Raw genomic sequence first — 17,528 nt, 5'->3', positions numbered from 1 at the left:
GGTTTCGCCTCAGGCGTTGCCGGCTTCGGCCTGTTGCGCGCGTTGCTGCATGTACAGGGCCTCGAAGTTGATCGGGGACAGCAGCACCGGCGGGAAACCGGCGCGGTTCACCACGCTGGACACGGCTTCGCGCGCGTAGGGGAACAGGATGTTGGGGCAAGCCACGCCCAGAATCGGGTCGATGTCTTCGGCCGGCACGTTGCGGATCTGGAAGATGCCGGACTGGCCCACTTCGCACAGGAACATGGTTTTTTCCGGCAGTTTGGCGGTCACGGTCACGGTCAGGGTCACTTCGTAGAAACCGTCGTCCAGCTGTTTGCCTTCGCTGGCCAACTGCATGTCGATTTCCGGCTGTTCTTGCTCCAGGAACACCTGCGGCGCGCCAGGCACTTCCAGGGACATGTCCTTCACGTAGATTTTCTCGATGGAAAACGCCGGCTGCAGCTCTTGTTGTTCGCTCATCTCTTCGTCTCACACGGAGGCCGCTCGCAAGCGGCCGGTTTTGGAATGGTTAAAACAGGCCTGCATCATCGCACGAAAGCGCCGCAGGGCCAACCGCCGCCAAGCGGCGGCTTGATCGCGGGCAAGCCGGCTCAGTCGGCCAGCAGCAGGTCCAGCTTGCCGGCCTGGTTCAAGGCGACCAGATCGTCGCAGCCGCCTACATGGGTATCGCCGATGAAGATCTGCGGCACGGTGCGGCGGCCGGTCAGATCCATCATCTTGTCGCGCTCGACCGGGTCCAGGTCGATGCGGATTTCCTTGATCTCGGCCACGCCTTTGGCGCTGAGGATTTGCTTGGCGCGGATGCAGTAGGGGCATACCGCGGTGGTGTACATGGTTACGGGTTTCATCGATGGCTCTCGCGGAATCCGGCGCTCCGGCGAGGAGCGCGCAAAACCGAATATTATACTCCCGCCGCGCGCGCCGAAACCGTCAAGCCGCCAGCTTCTTATTTGGACGCCTCGAAGCGGTCGATCAGATCGGCGACGATCTGGTCCATCGCCTTGCCCATCTCCGGCGCGCGCGGGCTGTTGACGATCACCGCCAGCGCCAGCCGGCGGCCGTCCGCGCCCAGCCAGTAGCCGGCCAGCGCCTTGACGTCCTTCAGGGTGCCGGTCTTCATCCGCAGCCGCGGCCCTTGCTCGGCGAAGCGCTTGCGCAAGGTGCCGTCCTCGCCGGCGATGGGCAGGCTGGCCAGGAATTCGCTGGCGTACGGCCCGCGCGCGGCGTTGAGCAGCACCTGCCCCATCAGCCTAGCGCTGACCCGCTCGCGGCGCGACAGGCCGGAGCCGTTCTCCAACACCAGCGTTTCATCGGAAATGCCGTTGGCGGCCAGCAGGCGCCTCACCGCGTGCTCGGCGTTGGCGCGGGTGTCCTCGCCGCCTCCGCCCTCCTTGCCCAAGGTCAGGAACAGGGTGCGCGCCATGGTGTTGTTGCTGTATTTGTTGATGTCGCTGATCGCCACCGTCAGCGGCTGCGAGTCGTGGCCGGCCAGTTCGCGCGCGCCGGCCGGCACTCGTCCCTGCGCCGCGCCCTTGGGCCCGGCCCCGCCCAGCGCCTGCCACAGGGCGGCGAAGTCCTGGCTGGCGAAAGCGTCGTGATCCAGCACGTTGACGAAGGTTTTGACGCCGTCGCAGCTGGGCGGCAAGGTGCCGCTGACGGTGACCGAACGCAAATCGTTGGCGATGCTGACATAGCGGCGCACGTCGGAACAATCGCTCGGACCGCCCTGGCCGCCGGCCTGCAGCTTGGCGTTGACGCTGACGCCAGCCAACGGCGGATCCAGCGCCACGCGCGCGCCGCCGGCGTCGACGTAGAAGTTGAGCCAGGCCACTTTCAGATTGGTCAGATGGCTGTCCGGCTCCACGGTGAAGGCGCGGCCGGCGTCTTCGTCGAAGTCGCGGGCGCTGGACGCGCCCTTGAAGGCGCTCTTGTCCAGCAGCAGCTTGCCGTCTATCCGCTGCACGCCGCGCAGCCGCAGGCCGTACAGCAGATTGAGCAGGCTGTCGTTGTTGAAGCGCGGATCGCCGGCGCCCAGCCAGTAAAGATCTCCTTGCAGCGCGCCGTCGCGCAGCGGCGCGGCGGACCACAGCCCGGTGTGCCAGCGGTAGCCGGGCTTGAGCAGGTTCAGCGCGCTCCAGCTGGTGATCAGCTTCATGGTGGAGGCCGGATTGACCGCGCTGTCGGCGCGATGGCCGGCCAGGGTCTTGCCGCTCTCCACCGGCGCGGCCCAGACGGCCACTTCCTCCGGCTTGAGGCCGTGCAAGTCCAGCGCGCGGGCCGGCAAGGCAGACAGCAGCAGGCAGGCCGCCAGCAGGCTTGATTTCGTTTTTGCTTTCATTGAGCGGTCACATGTCCTGTGGGTCCACGTCCAGCGACCAGCGCAGGCCGCGTCCATGGCGTTTGGCCGCCGCTTCCACCTGCGGCAGCCATTGATTCAAAAATCCGTGCAGCGCCTGCCTTTGCGGCGCTTCCAGCACCAACTGGGCGCGTTCGCGGTTGGCCAAGCGCGCCATCAGCGCCGGCGCCGGGCCGGCGATCAGCACCTGCGCCGCCAGCGGCTCGGCCAGCCGCCGCACTTCGGCCAGGAAGGCGGTGGCCAGTTCCAGGCTGGGGCTGTCGGCGCGCAGCAGCGCCTGGTAGGCGCAGGGCGGGAAGCCGGCGATGCGCCGCTCGTCCAGCAGGGCCTTGGCGTAGCCGTCGAAATCGTGGCGCGTCAGCGCTTGGTATAGCTCATGATCCGGCCACTGGGTCTGGATTAGCACCTCGCCGGCGGCCTCGGCGCGGCCGGCGCGGCCGGCCACTTGCATCAGCTGCGCGAACAGGCGCTCGGAGGCGCGAAAATCGGCGGAATACAGGCCGCCGTCCGCGCCCAGCGCCACCACCAGCGACAGGGTGCCAAAGTCGTGGCCCTTGGCCAGCATCTGGGTGCCCACCAGCATGTCCACTTCGCCGGCGTGCACCTTGCGGTAGATCTCGTCCCAGGCTTCCTTGCGGCTGGTGGTGTCGCGGTCTATGCGCAGGATGCGCGCCTCGGGGAACAAGCGCGTCAGCGCGGACTCCAGCCGCTGAGTGCCTTCGCCCAGCGGTTTGATGTCGGGGTTGCCGCAATCCGGGCAGGCGCGCGGCACCGCCTCTTCCCAGCCGCAATGGTGGCAGCGCAGCTTGCGCTCCAGCAGATGGACCACCAGCTTGGCGGAGCAGCGCGGGCAGCCGCTGGTCCAGCCGCAATCGGTGCAGGCCACCACCGGCGCGAAGCCGCGGCGGTTGATGAACACCAGGCTCATCTCGCCGCGCGCCAGCCGCTGGCGCAGCGCCTGGATCACCGGTTCGGACAGGCCTTCGGCCAGCTTTTGCCGCCGCACGTCGACCAGCCTCACATCCGGCAGCCGCGCCGCGCCGTGCGCTCGCCGGCTCAGGGACAGCCGGCGGTAACGACCGGCCTCGACATTGGCCATGGTCTCCAGGCTGGGCGTGGCCGAGCCCAGCACAATGGGCACGCCGGCCTGGCGCGCGCGCCAGATCGCCAGATCGCGCGCATGGTAGCGCAAGCCGTCTTGCTGCTTGAAGGAGCCGTCGTGCTCTTCGTCCACCACGATCAGGCCCAGGCGCGGCAGCGGCGTGAACACCGACAGCCGGGTGCCTATCATCACGTCGGCGCGCCCCTGCCAGCCGTCCAGCCAGCCCCTCAGGCGCTCGCCGTCGGCCAGATGGCTGTGCTGCACCGCGATGCGGCTGTCCGGAAAGCGCTGGGTGAAGCGCGTGATCAGCTGCGGGGTCAGATTGATTTCCGGCACCAGCACCAGCGCCTGGCGGCCGGCGGCCAGATGATCGGCGATCAGCCGCAGATAGACTTCGGTCTTGCCGCTGCCGGTAATGCCGTGCAGCAGCCAGGGCTGGTAGCCGGCCTGGCCGCGCAAGGCGTCCAGCGCGGCCTGCTGCTCGTCGTTCAGTTCAGGGCTGTCCGCCACCCGCAAAGGGACGGGCTCCGGCGCCACGCGGCGCACCTTGTCTTCCGCCAGCCAATCCGCCAGCACCTTGCCCGCCTGCGGCGTCACCGCCTTGGCGGCGGCCAGCGTCAACGCGCCGTCCTGCAGCGCCTGCCACAACGCCAGCCGGGCGCGCTGGCGCGCCGGCGGCGCTTCCGCCTCGCCCTGCGGGGTCAGCGCGTACGGGCGTTCATCCGGCAAGACGATGTCCCGGGGCTCGCGCAGGCCGGTGGGCAAGGCGGTGAACAGCGCCTGTCCCAGCGGATGGTGGTAGTAATCGGCGGCGAAACGGACCAGGGCCATGAAATCTTCCGGCAGCGGCGGCAGGCCGGACAGCACGGACTCCACCGGCTTGAGCTTGGCCGGATCGATACCCTGCTGAGGTATATCCGTGACAACCACGCCACACAGCCGGCGCGGCCCGAAGGAAACCGCCACTCTTTGCCCGGCCATGACAGACAACTGGGTCAGGTAACTGAACGTACCTGGCAGCGGCACGTCCACGGCCACTTGCACGATGCTTTGCTGCCCCATCCGGCGCGCCCCCGAAGACAAATGCTGTTGTGACAAGGCTTTGCGGCCACTGTGCACAGATGCTGTGGATAACTTTGTGAACAAGCTGTCGCCTAGAGGTCGAAACGGCCCCAGATCAACATTTCCGTTAGATTGCGCAAAAATTAATCAATTATTTTTCTCTTTATTTTCAAAGGCTTAAATTGATCAAAAAAACATGAGCAATCGGCTTGACAAGGACCTGAACTCTGACTAGCAAATGTGCATAACTCAGAGAACGACTATGGTTCGCCTTGTCAATATCCTTATTCATCACAGTGCAAAAATACAATCCGGCCGCAGGAGAGCCATTGGCCGGACGGGTAAGGATACCCCGACGGCGCGCGAACGGCGTCAGGGGAAAAGTTAAATTTTCTGTTGAAAAAACAAATCCTTTTCCGCGGGCCGCGCTAACAGCGGCTTGATGCCGGATTTAGACACTGATAAAGCCGGCTTTAATGCCCGCCGGACCGCGCCAACTTGGTGCGTCCGCCGCGGACAACTCCGCCGGAGCGGCAAAAACATGCCAACGGCGTTTAATCCGGCTTTTCAGCCCTGGGCGTGATAAGGACGGGACAAGCGATGCACCGCTTCCACCAAGGCTCCGGCGTGCTCCGGCTTGACGTGCTGCGAGATGCCGTGGCCCAGATTAAAGACATGGCCGCTGCCCGCGCCGTAGCTGGCCAGGATGCGGGCCACTTCGCGTTCGATGGCGGCCGGCTCGGCGAACAGCGCGTTGGGATCGAAGTTGCCCTGCAAGGCCACCTTGCCGCCCACCCGCGCGCGCGCGGCGCCCAGGTCCGTGGTCCAGTCCAGGCCCACGCAGTCGGCGCCGATGGCGGCGATCTCCTCCAGCCACTGTCCGCCGCCCTTGGTGAACACGATCACCGGCACGCGGCGGCCGTCGGCCTCGCGCTTCAGGCCGGCGACGATCTGGCGCATATAGGCCAGCGAGAACTCGCGGTAGGCCGCCTGGGTCAGCGCGCCGCCCCAGGTGTCGAAGATCTGCACCGCCTGCGCGCCGGCGTCGATCTGGGCGTTCAGGTAGTCGATCACCGTGCGGGCGTTGACGTCCAGAATGTGGTGCAGCAGTTCCGGCCGGCTGTAGAGCATGGCTTTGACATGGCGGAAGTCGTCGGAGCCGCCGCCTTCTATCATGTAGCAGGCCAGGGTGAACGGGCTGCCGGAGAAGCCGATCAGCGGCACGCGGCCGTCCAGCGCCTTGCGGATGCTGGACACGGCGTCGAAGACATAGCTCAGCTTGTCCAGAGCCGGCACCGTCAGCGCGCGGACGGCGGCTTCGTCGCGCAGCGGGCGCTCGAACTTGGGGCCCTCGCCTTCGGCGAAGTACAGGCCCAGGCCCATGGCGTCCGGCACGGTCAGGATGTCGGAGAACAGGATGGCGGCGTCCAGCGGGAAACGCTCCAGCGGCTGCAGCGTCACCTCGGTGGCGTAATCGGGACTGGTGCACAAACCCATGAAGCTGCCGGCCCGGCTGCGAGTGGCGCGGTACTCCGGCAAATAGCGGCCGGCCTGGCGCATCATCCAGATCGGGGTGTATTCGACGGGCTGGCCAAGCAGCGCGCGCAGGAAGGTATCGTTCTTGAGCTGGGTCATGCGGCAATCAGTCCTGAAAGGCGAAAAAATAGAGCGTCATTATACCCGAGTCCCCCGGCTCAGTCCCCCCGCTTGGCGGCGCGCCTCCGCGCGGCTAAGCTGTGCGCCATGAAGAAAACCGTTCTCTTGTCCTGGAGCAGCGGCAAGGACAGCGCCTGGGCGCTGCATGTGCTGCGCCGGGATCCCGACGTCGAAGTCGTCGGACTGTTCACCACCGTCAACCAGGCTTTCCAGCGCGTGGCCATGCACGCGGTGCGGGTGGAGTTGCTGCAGGCGCAGGCCGCGGCGCTGGGGCTGCCGCTGCGTCAGGTGGCCATCCCCTACCCTTGCAGCAACGAGGATTACGCCGGCCGGATGGCGGACTTCGTCGGCGCCTGCCGCGCCGACGGCGTCAGCCACATGGCCTTTGGCGATCTATTCCTGGAGGATGTGCGCGCCTACCGCGAGCGGAACCTGGCCGGCAGCGGCATAGAGCCGCTGTTCCCGCTGTGGGGCCTGCCCACCGCCGAGTTGGCGCAGACCATGCTGCGCAGCGGGCTCAAGGCCAGACTGACCTGCCTGGACCCGCGCAAGCTGCCGCGCGGCCTGGCCGGCAGCGAATTCGGCCAGGACTTGCTGGACGCCTTGCCGCCGGACGCCGACCCCTGCGGCGAATACGGCGAGTTCCATTCCTTCGCCTGGGACGGGCCGATGTTCCTGCATCCGGTGCCGCACGCGGTGGGCGAAACGGTGGAGCGGGACGGCTTCGTGTTCACCGACCTGCTGCCGCCTGACCCTCAGCGCGGGTAGAACCACAGCTCCTTGCGCTGCAGCGGCGTATCCTTAGGCAGCAAGGGATTGGGCAGTTCGATGATGCGCCGCCGCGCCAGGTTCAAGGCGCGCAAGCGCGGGCCGTTGAAGCGCAGGAACAGCTTGTCGAAGCTGCCGTCCTTGATCGCGGCCTCCAGGCCCTGGGTCAGCGCCCTGGCCAGCTCCGGCCGGCGCGGCGACACGAAGAAATAAAAGGCCGCCGGATAGTGCAGCACGATGTAAGGGTCCAGCGTCAGGCCTTTGGCGGCCTCGGACTCCAGTTCCTGGTCCACCTCGATCACGCTGCGCGGGAAATAATCGAAGCGCCCCTGCCGCAGCATGGCGAACAGCGGCAAATACAAGGGGCTGGCCACCACCGGCAAGCCGGCGCCGCGCAGAATCTGCGTATCCGGCCAATCCTGCCCCTGGCCGGCGCTCAGCGCCTTCAGATCCGCCAGCGTGAACACCTTCTCGAACAAGCGGCCGCGCTTTTGCGACACCAGCGGCACGCGCCAGCCGATCAAGCCCTTGTACAAGGGAATGCGCACCGGCAGCGCCTTGAGTTCGCGTTCGCGGCTGCTCATGCCCCAGAACAGGTCCACGCCGGCGTCGCCGTGCGCCATCTGCTCCAGCGCCCGCCCCTGGTTCATGTCCAGCGCGCTGCTCAATTCGCAACTGAGCCCGGCCTCGCTGCAGGCCAGCTGCAGCAAAGCCTGCATATAAGGCAGGTGCGGGTCCTGCTCTCCGGACACCAGCGCATAGCGGATCGACAAGGTTTGCCCCTGCGCCGGCAAGGCCAGAACGCACAACAGCAGCATCAAGATTCGCGTCAACGCGCGCCCTCCCGAGAAAGCCCTGTTCATTATGGCTTCTGCTTAGAGCAAGCCCAAACCGCCCAGCAAAGCGCCGGCCGACAATAACCACAAGGGGTTGAGCGCGCTGCGCCACGCGGTCAGCGCCACCGCGCCGCACAAGAGCCAGGCCCCCGCGTCGGCGTTGGCCGCCAGGCTCAACAGCCAGGCGCTGGCGGCCACCAGGCCTATGGTCAGCGGCGCCAGGCCGCGCTGGAGCGCCAGGGTCAGCGGCGCCCGCTGGTAACGCTGCCACCAGCGCGCCACGTAGAAGCTCAGCACCGAAGACGGGCCGCAAATCCCCAGCATGCTGACCAACGCGCCCGGCACCCCCGCCACCTGCCAGCCTATCAGGCTGACCACCAGCACATTGGGGCCGGGCGCGGCCTGGGCGATGGCGAACAGCGCGGCGAACTCGCGCCCGCTCATCCAGCCCTGTTCCAACACCAGCCGCTGCAACTCGGGAATCAGCACATTGGCGCCGCCCACCGCCACCAGCGACAACAGCGAGAACTGCCACAGCAGCGTCAGCAGAATCATGCGCCCTCCTTAGGCCGGTCGCGCCAGGCCAGCCCGACGGCGACGGGCGCCAGCAGCGCCAGCGACCACAGCAAGGGCAGTTGCAAGACGCCCAGCGCGCAGAAGGTCAGCGCCGCCACCAAGACGCACCAAGGCTTGCGCTCGATGCGCGCCAGCAAGCGCAGTCCCATCGCCGCGATCAGGCCGGCGGCGGCGGAGGCCAGCCCGTGCAGCACGTTCTGCACCAGCGGCAGTTGCCGGTAATGGCCGTAGAAGGAGGCCAGCAGCAGCACGATGACCATGGGCGCCAGCAACAGGCCGGCGACGGCGGCCAAGGCCCCGCTCGCGCCGTGGAAGCGGCTGCCCACCGCCACCGCGACATTGACGATATTGGGCCCCGGCAGCACTTGGCCCAGGCCCAGCACCACGGCGAAGTCGGCCTCGCTCAGCCAGCGGCGGCGCAGCACCATCATCCGATGCGCCTGCGGCAACACGCCGCCGAAACCGGTCAGGCCGATAGCGAAAAAGCCGGTGAACAAATCGCGCCGGCTGGGCGCCCGCAAATCCGGCTCCATGCCCGTTCCTCTCGCCAAATCATCGATGCGTCCACGCTACGCCGATGCGCGCCGCAGCTCAAACGAAAATCGCTGACAGCCCCTGTCAATAAAACTCACAGCGCGCCCAGGCGCTCCACGATGAAGTCTATGAACACTCGCAGCTTGGGCAAGGGCTGGCGATCCGGCAGATAAATCAAATGCATGGGCTTGGGCGGCGGCAAACAGCCCGGCAGCAGTTCCACCAGCCGGCCGGCGGCCACGTCGTCGCCCAGCAGCGCCTCGGCCTGCAGCACGATGCCGCCGCCGGCCAGCGCCACCATGCGCAGCGCCTGGCCGTGATTGGACTGGAAGCGGCTGGCGCGCGCCCACTCGCCGGCGCCCAGCAGTTCCCAGCCGTCGTCCTTGCGCCACAGCGAAAAGCCCAGGCAGTCATGCGCGGCCAGCTCCGCCGGCGCGCGCGGCACGCCCTTGCGCGCCAGATAGGCCGGCGCCGCCGCCACCATCATCCGGTAAGGCTGCAAGGGCCGGGCCACCAGGCCGGAATCCGGCAGCCGGCCGATGCGGAAGGCGGCGTCGTAGCCGTCGGCCACCAGGTCGACCAGGTCGTCGGACAAGGTCAGGTCCACGGTGATGTCCGGATACGCCCGCATGAACTCGGCCAGCAGGCCGGCCAGCCGCAAGGAGCCGAAGGTCACCGAGGCGTTGACGCGCAGCACGCCGCGCGGCGCGCCGCTCATCAACTCCGCCCCGCTTTCCGCCGCGCGGATTTCCGCCAGGATGGACTGGCAGCGCTGGAAATAATGCGAGCCCAATTCGGTCAGTTGCTGACGACGCGTGGTGCGCGCCAGCAGCCTGCCGCCCAGCCGGCGCTCCAGGCTGGCGATATGCTTGCCCACCATGGGCTGGGACAAGCCGTGCGCCTCCGCCGCCGCGGTGAAGCTGCCGCGCTCCACCACCGCCACGAACAGCTCCATGCTCAATAGGCGATCCATGCCATTCATAACCCGTGGTTTTCAATCTTGTTCATCTTAGCGGATTAATCCATCCGCCGTACCGGCGCAGAATGAGCGCATCTTGTACTTATCAGGGAGACTCCCCATGAAAAAAATCCTCATCGTCGGCGCCCACGGCACGCTGGGCCAAGCCGTCAGCCAGGCGCTGTCCCATCATCAAGTGATCAAGGCCGGCAGCCGCCGCGGCGATGTGCTGGTGGACCTGACCGACGGCGACAGCATCCGCGCGCTGTTCGAACGCGTCGGCAAGGTGGACGCCATCGTCAGCGCCGCCGGCAAGCTGCACTTCGGCCCCCTGGCGGAGATGAGCGCCGAGCAATTCCGCGTCGGCCTCAAGGACAAGCTGATGGGCCAGGTGGAATTGGCGCTGATCGGTCAGCATTATCTGAACGCCGGCGGCTCCATCACGCTGACCAGCGGCATCGTCAGCGAGCAGCCCATCCGCTTCGGCAGCAACGCCAGCGCGGTGAACTCGGCTCTGGAAGGCTTTGTGCGCGGCGCGGCGGTGGAGTTGAGCGACGGCCGCCGCATCAATGTGGTCAGCCCCAACGTGTTGCAGGAGTCCTGGGAGCAATACCGGGACTTCTTCCCCGGCTTCGAGGCGGTGCCGGCGGCGCGCGCGGCGCTGGCCTATGTGCGCAGCGTGGACGGCGTGCAGACCGGTCAGACGCTGCGCGTCTGGTGAGCCCGCCGCCTCAATCGTAAATCGCCAGCAAGTCGGCCATTTCGCGCTTGCCGGCGGCGGACAGGCAGGCGGCCTTCAATTTGCCCAGCATGACGGCGTCGCGCGCCAGCTCGCTGCGTTTGGACACGTAGAGCGCCATCGGCTCGTCGCCATGCGCATACTCGGCCAGATTGGGCAGGCCGCCTCCCATCTGCCTCAACGCGTGCCCGCAACCGGGACGCACGCACATCATCGCGTCCAGCCTGCCGGCTTGCAGCATGCGAAAGCCCTGCGGCATGTCCGACACCTCCACCGGCGTCGCGCCGCTTTGGGCGATGAAACCGTCCAGGGTATGGGTGCCGCGCAACACGCCCAGGCTGCGCAGGCGGAACCACGGGAGGTCAACGGGCGACACCAGGCCGCGGCGATGGTAGAGCACAGAGATGCGGATAGACACCGGCCGGCACAGCTCCACGGCGAAGCGCGCGCGCTCCGGCGAGGCGGTCACCAGGGCCAAGGCGTTGTGCCCGCGCTTCAACTCCTCGATCGCGCGCGGCAGGGGCCGGACATCCTGGCTCAGCGTCAGCCCCGCCTGCTGCGCCACGAAACGGATGAAACGCGGCGCCAGGCCGTCCTGGCTCGCCCCGTCGCCCCAGGGACCGATGTCCTGACTGGAGGAGTGATAACTGGCCGCCAGCGCGGGCAAGGCCAACCACCCCGCCAACAGTCCCCGCCATCGCTTGGCCATGTCCGCCGCCCCTGTTGTGATGCCTAGCCTTACTATAGCCGGACATGCAAACGCCCCCGCGGATCAAACCCGCGGGGGCGTTTATTTCTCAACGGCAGCGAGGCGCTCAGATGTCGGCTTCGACCGCGTTGCCGTTGGCCTCCATCCAGCTGCGGCGGCTGGACGCCTCGCCCTTGCCCATCAGCATGACGAAGGTGGACAGCGTCTGCTCCAGTTCGCCGACGCGCACGCGCACCTGCGACAGCCGGCGAGTGTCCGGATTCATCGTGGTGTCCTTCAACTGCTCCGGGTTCATCTCGCCCAGGCCCTTGAAGCGGGAAATGCTCCAGGCGTTCTCGCGCACGCCTTCGCTGCGCAACCGGTCCAGGATGGCGGTCATCTCGCCCTCGTCCAGAGCATAGAGCTTGCGCGGCGGACGGTGCTTGCCCTGGCCCGGCACGTCCACGCGGAACAGCGGCGGCTGAGCCACGTAGATGTTGCCGTTCTCGATCAAGCGCGGGAAATGGCGGAAGAACAGCGTCAGCAACAGCACCTGGATGTGGGAGCCGTCCACGTCGGCGTCGGACAGAATGGCGATCTTGCCGTAGCGCTGGCCGGACAAGTCCGGGTGATCGCTCGGGCCATGCGGATCCACGCCGATGGCCACCGAGATGTCGTGGATCTCGGCGTTGGAGAATAGCTGGTCCTTGTCGGTTTCCCAGCTGTTGAGCACCTTGCCGCGCAGGGGCAGGATGGCCTGGTATTCCTTGTCGCGCGCCAGCTTGGCGGAGCCGCCGGCGGAGTCGCCCTCCACCAGGAACAGCTCGTTGCGCTCGATGTCCTCGCTCTCGCAATCGGTCAGCTTGCCGGGCAGCACCGCCACGCCGGAGCCTTTTTTCTTTTCCACCTTCTTCACCGACTTCAGGCGCGACTGCGCCTGGCGGATGGCCAGCTCGGCGATCTTCTTGCCGGACTCCACGTTCTGGTTCAGCCACAGCTCCACCGGATCGCGCGCCAAGCCGGAAATCAGCTTCAAGGCGTCGCGGCTGGTCAGCTTGTCCTTGGTCTGCCCCTGAAACTGCGGGTCCAGCACGCGGGCGGACAATACGAAGCGCACGCGGCTCCACACGTCCTCCGCCATCAGCTTGACGCCGCGCGGCAGCAGATTGTGGTGGTCGATGAAGCTCTTCACCGCGTCGAACACGCCGGCGCGCAAGCCGGCTTCATGGGTGCCGCCCACCGGCGTCGGGATCAGGTTGACGTAGCTCTCGCCGCTGGCGCCGTCCTCGAACCAGGCCATCGCCCACTGCGCGCCCTCGCCCTTGGCGAACTGCTCGTGATCGTCGCCGATGTACGCCTCTCCGGCGAACAAGGGCGCCACCGGCTCGTCGCCGTTGCACAGTTCGGCCAGATAGCTCTTCAAGCCCTCCGGATACTGCCAGACCTTGACCTCGTCGCCGCTGGGGCGCTCCACCACCAGGGTGACCGCCACGCCGGGCAGCAGCACCGCCTTGGCGCGCAACAGGCGCTCCAGTTCCGGCAGGGAGTAGCGCGGGCTTTCAAAATACTTGCCGTCCGGCCACACCCGAACCCGGGTGCCGCTGGTGCGCGGGCCGCAGTCCGCCACCCGAGCCAGCGGCTCGATCACGTCGCCGCCGGAGAACACCAGGCGGTGCACGCCGCCCTCGCGCTTGACCTCCACCTCCAGCCGGGTGGACAGCGCATTGGTCACCGATACGCCGACGCCGTGCAAGCCGCCGGAGAAGGCATAGGCGCCGCCGTCCTTCTTGTTGAACTTGCCGCCGGCGTGCAAGCGGGTGAACACCAGTTCCACCACCGGCACGCCTTCCTGCGGATGCAGGCCCACCGGAATGCCGCGACCGTCGTCGTCCACCGACAGGGAGCCGTCCTGATGCACCGTCACCGCGATCTTGCGCGCGTAGCCGCCCAAGGCCTCGTCCGCGGCGTTGTCTATCACTTCCTGGCAGATATGGGTGGGATCGGTGGTGCGGGTATACATCCCCGGCCGTTCCTTGACCGGTTCCAAGCCTTTCAGCACCCGTACCGACGACTCATCGTATTGTTGCGTCATGTTTGAATCTTGTTGCTCAGCAAATTACGCCAAACGCCGCGGCAACGGCCGCGGCGCAAAAAAAGACAGCGGGCCAGGCCCGCCGTGTCGCTTCGAGGGCGGCCGCGTCAATGCGGCTCCTGAGCGCGGCCAAGCCGGGCCAGATAGGCCTCCCGGCTTTCCACTCCGCGCAGGAAACGCGACAGCTCGGCCAGCGCGCGCTCGTACACCTCGCGCTTGAACTCGATCACCGCGTCCACCGGCGCCCAGTACTCGTTCCAGCGCCAACCGTCGAACTCGGGGTGGCTGCTGGCGCGCAGGCATACATCGCACTCGCGCCCCACCAGCTTCAGCAGAAACCAAATCTGCTTCTGCCCCTTGTAACTGCCGCGCCACTCCCGGCGCACCCAGTTGGTCGGCACCTCGTAACGCATCCAGTCGCGGGTGCGTCCCAGTATCTTCACGTGTTGCGGCAGCAAACCCACCTCTTCCAGCAGCTCGCGATACATCGCGGCTTCCGGACTCTCCCCCGGCTTGATCCCGCCTTGCGGAAACTGCCAGGAATGCTCTCGCACTCGCTTGCCCCAGAACACCTCATTTTTGCCGTTGATGAGGATGATTCCGACATTGGGGCGGTATCCGTCCCGGTCCAGCATTGGAAAACCTGCAATTCATCTAGTTGAACGAATTTTTGCACATTTCGCCCCGCCTTGCCATGGACTCTATCGCCGACCTCGCAAAGGCCTGACTTCGTCCGGAACTGCGCTGGCGCAAGGATTGCGCAGGCGCGGACTCCCCCAAGAGGCGAAAACGATGCTACGATTCCACGATTAAACGTCAAACCCAACGCTTACATGGCATTTCTGCTAAAAAGATCGTTGCTGGCTCAGCTTCCCAAGCTGCGCATGCAAGCCGACGCCATCACCACCCTGCACCAGACCGCCGACTACCGCCTTTGCCTGCTGGAGGCGATCGCGCAGGCCCGGCACCGCATCTATATCGCCGCGCTCTATCTGGAGCACGACGAGGCCGGCCAGGAAGTGCTGGACGCGCTGTTCGCCGCCAAGCAACGCCAGCCGCAGCTGGACATCCGCGTCATGGTGGACTGGCATCGCGCCCAGCGCGGGCGCATCGGCGAAAGCCAGGACAGCTGCAACGCCGCCTGGTATCGGGCCCAGGCGCTGCGGCACAGCGTTGACGTGCCCATCTACGGCATCCCGGTGCAAACCCGCGAGCTGTTCGGCGTGCTGCATCTCAAAGGACTGATCGTTGACGACCAGGTGCTGTACAGCGGCGCCAGCATCAACAACGTCTACCTGCACAAGTTGGACAAATACCGTTTCGACCGCTATCACCTGATCCGCAACCAGGCGCTGGCGGACACGATGGCCGACTATATGCACGAGCAGTTCTTCAACGACCCCGCGGTATTCCGACTGGACAAGCCGGCGCCGGCCACTCGCAGCATACGCAAGGAAATCCGCGCCTTCCGCGACAAGCTCAGCCATAGCCACTACCGGATTGAAAACCAGGCCGGCGCGGAAGACGGGCTGGCGGTCAGTCCCATCGTCGGCATCGGCAAGGGCAACGCGCTCAACCGGGTGATTCTGGAACTGATTGCGAACACCCGCAGCTCGCTGTTCGTCTGCACCCCCTACTTCAACTTCCCACGGCCGGTGGTGCTCGCCATCAGCAAGGCGCTGCGCCGCGGCGTGCAGATCGACATCGTCGTCGGCGACAAGACCGCCAACGACTTCTACATTCCGCCCAGCGAGCCCTTCCGCGTCATCGGCGCGCTGCCTTATCTCTACGAGATGAACTTGCGCCGCTTCGCCAAGCGCCAACGCCATTACATCGGCACCGGCCAGCTGCGCGTGCATCAGTGGAAAGACGGCGACAACACCTACCACCTCAAAGGCATGTTCAGCGATCAGCGCCACATGCTGCTGACCGGCAACAATCTCAATCCGCGCGCCTTCCGACTGGACATGGAAAACGCGCTGCTGATCAGCGACCCCAAGGCCGAACTCAAGCATCAGAACCAGCAGGAACAGGAAAACATCCTGCGCCACAGCCGGCAGTTGCTGCATTACCGCGAACTGGAAGACGTGCGCACCTACCCCGAGCAAATCAAAAAGCTGCTGACCCGCCTGAGCCGCGTGCGCATCGACCGCATGCTCAACCTGATGCTGTAAACGATTCAAAGCCCGCCCCGCCGGCATCGGCCCATATGCTAAAAAGATGAATGCGCTTAGCAAAACATGGAGCCCCCGATGCCGGCCATCAAGATCGACACCCAAAACCTGAGCATCAGCCACGAGCTGTCGGAAAAGTGGCAGCAGGTGCTGGATCTGCTGGCCAAAATCGTCGACATCCCCGCCGCGCTGATCATGCAAAAGCAGGCGCCCCGCATCAAAGTCTTTCTCTCCAGCCACAGCCCGGGCAACCCCTACGAAGAAGACGAATTGGCCGACCTCGACACCGGCCTGTATTGCGAGACCGTGATGAGCAGCCGCAGGGAGCTGCTGGTGCCCAACGCCTTGAAAGACCCGGACTGGGATCACAATCCCGACATCAAGCTGGGCATGATCTCCTATCTGGGCATGCCCTTGATCTGGCCGAACCAGGACATCTTCGGCACCATCTGCGTGCTCGACAGCGCCGAAAATCCCTACAGCCCCACCCACAAGCAATTGCTCAGCCAATTCCGCGCCATGGTCGAACGCGATCTGCATCAGGTCTATCACGACAAGGCCAGGGAACAGGAAGACGCCATCCTTCGCGCGGACGAAGCCGAGCGGGTGAGACGAGAGTTCGAATCGCTGCGGGCCGGGGAGCAAAAAGCGCTGCAGGCCCTGCGCGAAAGCGAAGAGCGCTGGCACTTCGCGCTGGAAGGCGCCGGCGACGGCGTCTGGGACTGGGACATCGCCGGCGACGCGGTCTTTCTCTCCGCCCGCTGCCGGCAACTGCTGGGGCTGGAGGAGCGGGACAGCGGCGCGTTCCAGCTCTGGCACACCGGCATCCACCCAGACGACCTGCCCGCGGTGCAGGCCGGCATCAACGGCTACCGGCAGCGGCCGGAAGGCTCGTTCACCTCGGAACATCGCTTCCGCGCCGGGGACGGCTGGATCTGGCTGCTGAGCCGCGGCATGGTGGTGGGCCGCGACGAGCAGGGACGGCCTTCGCGCATGATAGGCACCTACTCCGACATCAGCTTGCGCAAACAGGCGGAATCCGAGCTGCAACAGCTCAACAGCCACCTGGAAGAGCGCGTCGCCAAGCGGACCGCCGAACTCAAGCAGGCCATGCAGCAAATCAGCATCGCGGAAAAGCAGACCGCGCTCGCCCGCATGGTCGCCGGCATGGCCCACGAATTGAACACGCCGATAGGGAACATCCTGCTCAGCGCCTCGGTATTGCACGCGGACCTCAAGTCCATCATTCGCGCCGACGAAGCCAAGCAGCTCTCGCGCGGCAATCTGCAAGACTTCCTGCGCAAGGCGGTCGAAACCAGCGAACTGCTGCAAAGAAACAGCGAACTGGCCGGCGATCTGATCGGCCGCTTCAAGCTGATCGCCTCCGACCGGCTCAACCAGCCCAAACGCGCGTTCAAGCCCGCTCAAACCATCGCCCAGCTAACCCAGGCGCTGCTGCCGCCGGAACACTATCCGGACATCCGGCTGACGCTGGAGGCGCCCCCTGAGCTGCAAATCGAGAATTATCCGGGGGCTTTGGAACAGCTGCTGTCCCATCTGATCGCCAACAGCCTTGCCCACGGCTTCGACGGACATGATCGCGGCCACATCGGCATCCGGCTGCAAGCGCAGAAAGAGATGTTGCTGCTGAGCTACTCCGACGACGGCAAGGGCATTGCGCCGGAACTGCAGGACAAGGTGTTCGACCCCTTCTTCACCACGCAAATGGGGCGAAGCGGCGTGGGCCTGGGACTGGCCATGGTGCACAACATCGTGCACACCATCTTGAAAGGCGAGATCCGGCTGGACAGCGCGCCCGGCCAAGGCGCGAGCTTCACCATCAGCTTTCCGTCCAAGCAGCGCTGAGCCCCCGGAAAACGCCAGACGCAACAAAGCCTCCCATGGGGAGGCTTCTTTGTTCCGGCGCCGGCGCCAGCACAATGCATAAAGCCCAGCTCGAGTGAGCTGGGCTTCGCAATGGGGC

Annotated in this window: 16 protein-coding genes; 4 read left to right on the top strand and 12 right to left on the bottom strand. The window is 66.0% G+C overall.

From position 1 onward, the window contains the following. Positions 1-9 precede the first annotated feature (9 nt). The 5 genes from secB to hemE all read right to left on the bottom strand — a co-directional run bounded on the left by secB (position 10) and on the right by hemE (position 6,158). A complete protein-coding gene (secB, locus tag VK98_RS02005; protein WP_048412451.1) occupies positions 10-462 on the bottom strand; it encodes a protein-export chaperone SecB in 453 nt (150 codons plus the stop codon). Between the two features lie 131 nt (positions 463-593). Beyond that, the gene (gene grxC / locus VK98_RS02000) at positions 594-851 is read right to left on the bottom strand and encodes a glutaredoxin 3 (RefSeq protein WP_048412450.1); all 258 of its coding nucleotides are present in this window, start codon (positions 849-851) and stop codon (positions 594-596) included. Between the two features lie 98 nt (positions 852-949). Continuing rightward, entirely contained in the window at positions 950-2,341 is a 1,392-nt protein-coding gene (gene dacB, locus VK98_RS01995) for a D-alanyl-D-alanine carboxypeptidase/D-alanyl-D-alanine-endopeptidase (RefSeq protein WP_048412449.1), read from the bottom strand. A 7-nt stretch (positions 2,342-2,348) separates the two neighbouring features. Further along, a complete protein-coding gene (locus VK98_RS01990) occupies positions 2,349-4,523 on the bottom strand; it encodes a primosomal protein N' (RefSeq protein ID WP_048412448.1) in 2,175 nt (724 codons plus the stop codon). A 567-nt stretch (positions 4,524-5,090) separates the two neighbouring features. Further along, on the bottom strand, positions 5,091-6,158 hold the full coding sequence (gene hemE / locus VK98_RS01985; protein WP_048412447.1) for a uroporphyrinogen decarboxylase: 1,068 nt from the start codon (positions 6,156-6,158) through the stop codon (positions 5,091-5,093). Between the two features lie 108 nt (positions 6,159-6,266). Between hemE and VK98_RS01980 the strand changes: the two genes are divergently transcribed. After that, complete coding sequence (locus tag VK98_RS01980) at positions 6,267-6,947, top strand: ATP-binding domain-containing protein (RefSeq protein WP_048412592.1); 681 nt, start codon at positions 6,267-6,269, stop codon at positions 6,945-6,947. On the opposite strand, the gene VK98_RS01975 is transcribed toward VK98_RS01980, so the two are convergent. The 4 genes from VK98_RS01975 to VK98_RS01960 all read right to left on the bottom strand — a co-directional run bounded on the left by VK98_RS01975 (position 6,935) and on the right by VK98_RS01960 (position 9,866). Then, complete coding sequence (locus VK98_RS01975) at positions 6,935-7,780, bottom strand: ABC transporter substrate-binding protein (protein WP_053077175.1); 846 nt, start codon at positions 7,778-7,780, stop codon at positions 6,935-6,937. The two genes, VK98_RS01980 and VK98_RS01975, sit on opposite strands and share 13 nt — an antisense overlap. Positions 7,781-7,822: 42 nt before the next feature. Then, the gene (locus tag VK98_RS01970) at positions 7,823-8,338 is read right to left on the bottom strand and encodes a chromate transporter (protein WP_048412445.1); all 516 of its coding nucleotides are present in this window, start codon (positions 8,336-8,338) and stop codon (positions 7,823-7,825) included. Then, positions 8,335-8,892: a chromate transporter gene (locus VK98_RS01965; RefSeq protein ID WP_048412444.1), complete on the bottom strand. Its 558-nt coding sequence runs from the start codon at positions 8,890-8,892 to the stop codon at positions 8,335-8,337. Before VK98_RS01965 ends, VK98_RS01970 begins: the two co-directional genes overlap by 4 nt. 95 nt (positions 8,893-8,987) lie before the next feature. Further along, on the bottom strand, positions 8,988-9,866 hold the full coding sequence (locus VK98_RS01960; RefSeq protein ID WP_048412591.1) for a LysR family transcriptional regulator: 879 nt from the start codon (positions 9,864-9,866) through the stop codon (positions 8,988-8,990). Positions 9,867-9,972: 106 nt separating this feature from the next. Between VK98_RS01960 and VK98_RS01955 the strand changes: the two genes are divergently transcribed. Beyond that, the gene (locus VK98_RS01955; RefSeq protein WP_048412443.1) at positions 9,973-10,572 is read left to right on the top strand and encodes a short chain dehydrogenase; all 600 of its coding nucleotides are present in this window, start codon (positions 9,973-9,975) and stop codon (positions 10,570-10,572) included. Positions 10,573-10,582: 10 nt separating this feature from the next. On the opposite strand, the gene VK98_RS01950 is transcribed toward VK98_RS01955, so the two are convergent. The 3 genes from VK98_RS01950 to VK98_RS01940 form a co-directional block, all read right to left on the bottom strand. Beyond that, a complete protein-coding gene (locus tag VK98_RS01950) occupies positions 10,583-11,299 on the bottom strand; it encodes an ABC transporter substrate-binding protein (protein WP_082158717.1) in 717 nt (238 codons plus the stop codon). Between the two features lie 106 nt (positions 11,300-11,405). Beyond that, on the bottom strand, positions 11,406-13,370 hold the full coding sequence (gene parE / locus VK98_RS01945; RefSeq protein WP_048412441.1) for a DNA topoisomerase IV subunit B: 1,965 nt from the start codon (positions 13,368-13,370) through the stop codon (positions 11,406-11,408). A 107-nt stretch (positions 13,371-13,477) separates the two neighbouring features. Then, a complete protein-coding gene (locus VK98_RS01940; RefSeq protein WP_019103838.1) occupies positions 13,478-14,005 on the bottom strand; it encodes an RNA pyrophosphohydrolase in 528 nt (175 codons plus the stop codon). A gap of 198 nt (positions 14,006-14,203) precedes the next feature. Here VK98_RS01940 and pssA point away from each other — a divergent pair, with 198 nt between their 5' ends. Continuing rightward, entirely contained in the window at positions 14,204-15,544 is a 1,341-nt protein-coding gene (gene pssA / locus VK98_RS01935; RefSeq protein ID WP_048412440.1) for a CDP-diacylglycerol--serine O-phosphatidyltransferase, read from the top strand. A gap of 78 nt (positions 15,545-15,622) precedes the next feature. Continuing rightward, positions 15,623-17,410: an ATP-binding protein gene (locus VK98_RS01930; RefSeq protein WP_048412439.1), complete on the top strand. Its 1,788-nt coding sequence runs from the start codon at positions 15,623-15,625 to the stop codon at positions 17,408-17,410. The last annotated feature ends 118 nt before the right edge of the window (positions 17,411-17,528 follow it).

The organism is Chromobacterium sp. LK11 (assembly GCF_001043705.1).
Lineage (GTDB): Bacteria > Pseudomonadota > Gammaproteobacteria > Burkholderiales > Chromobacteriaceae > Chromobacterium > Chromobacterium alkanivorans.
Note: the sequence above shows the minus strand (reverse complement) of the source record. Positions and strands in the feature narration are given on the sequence as shown.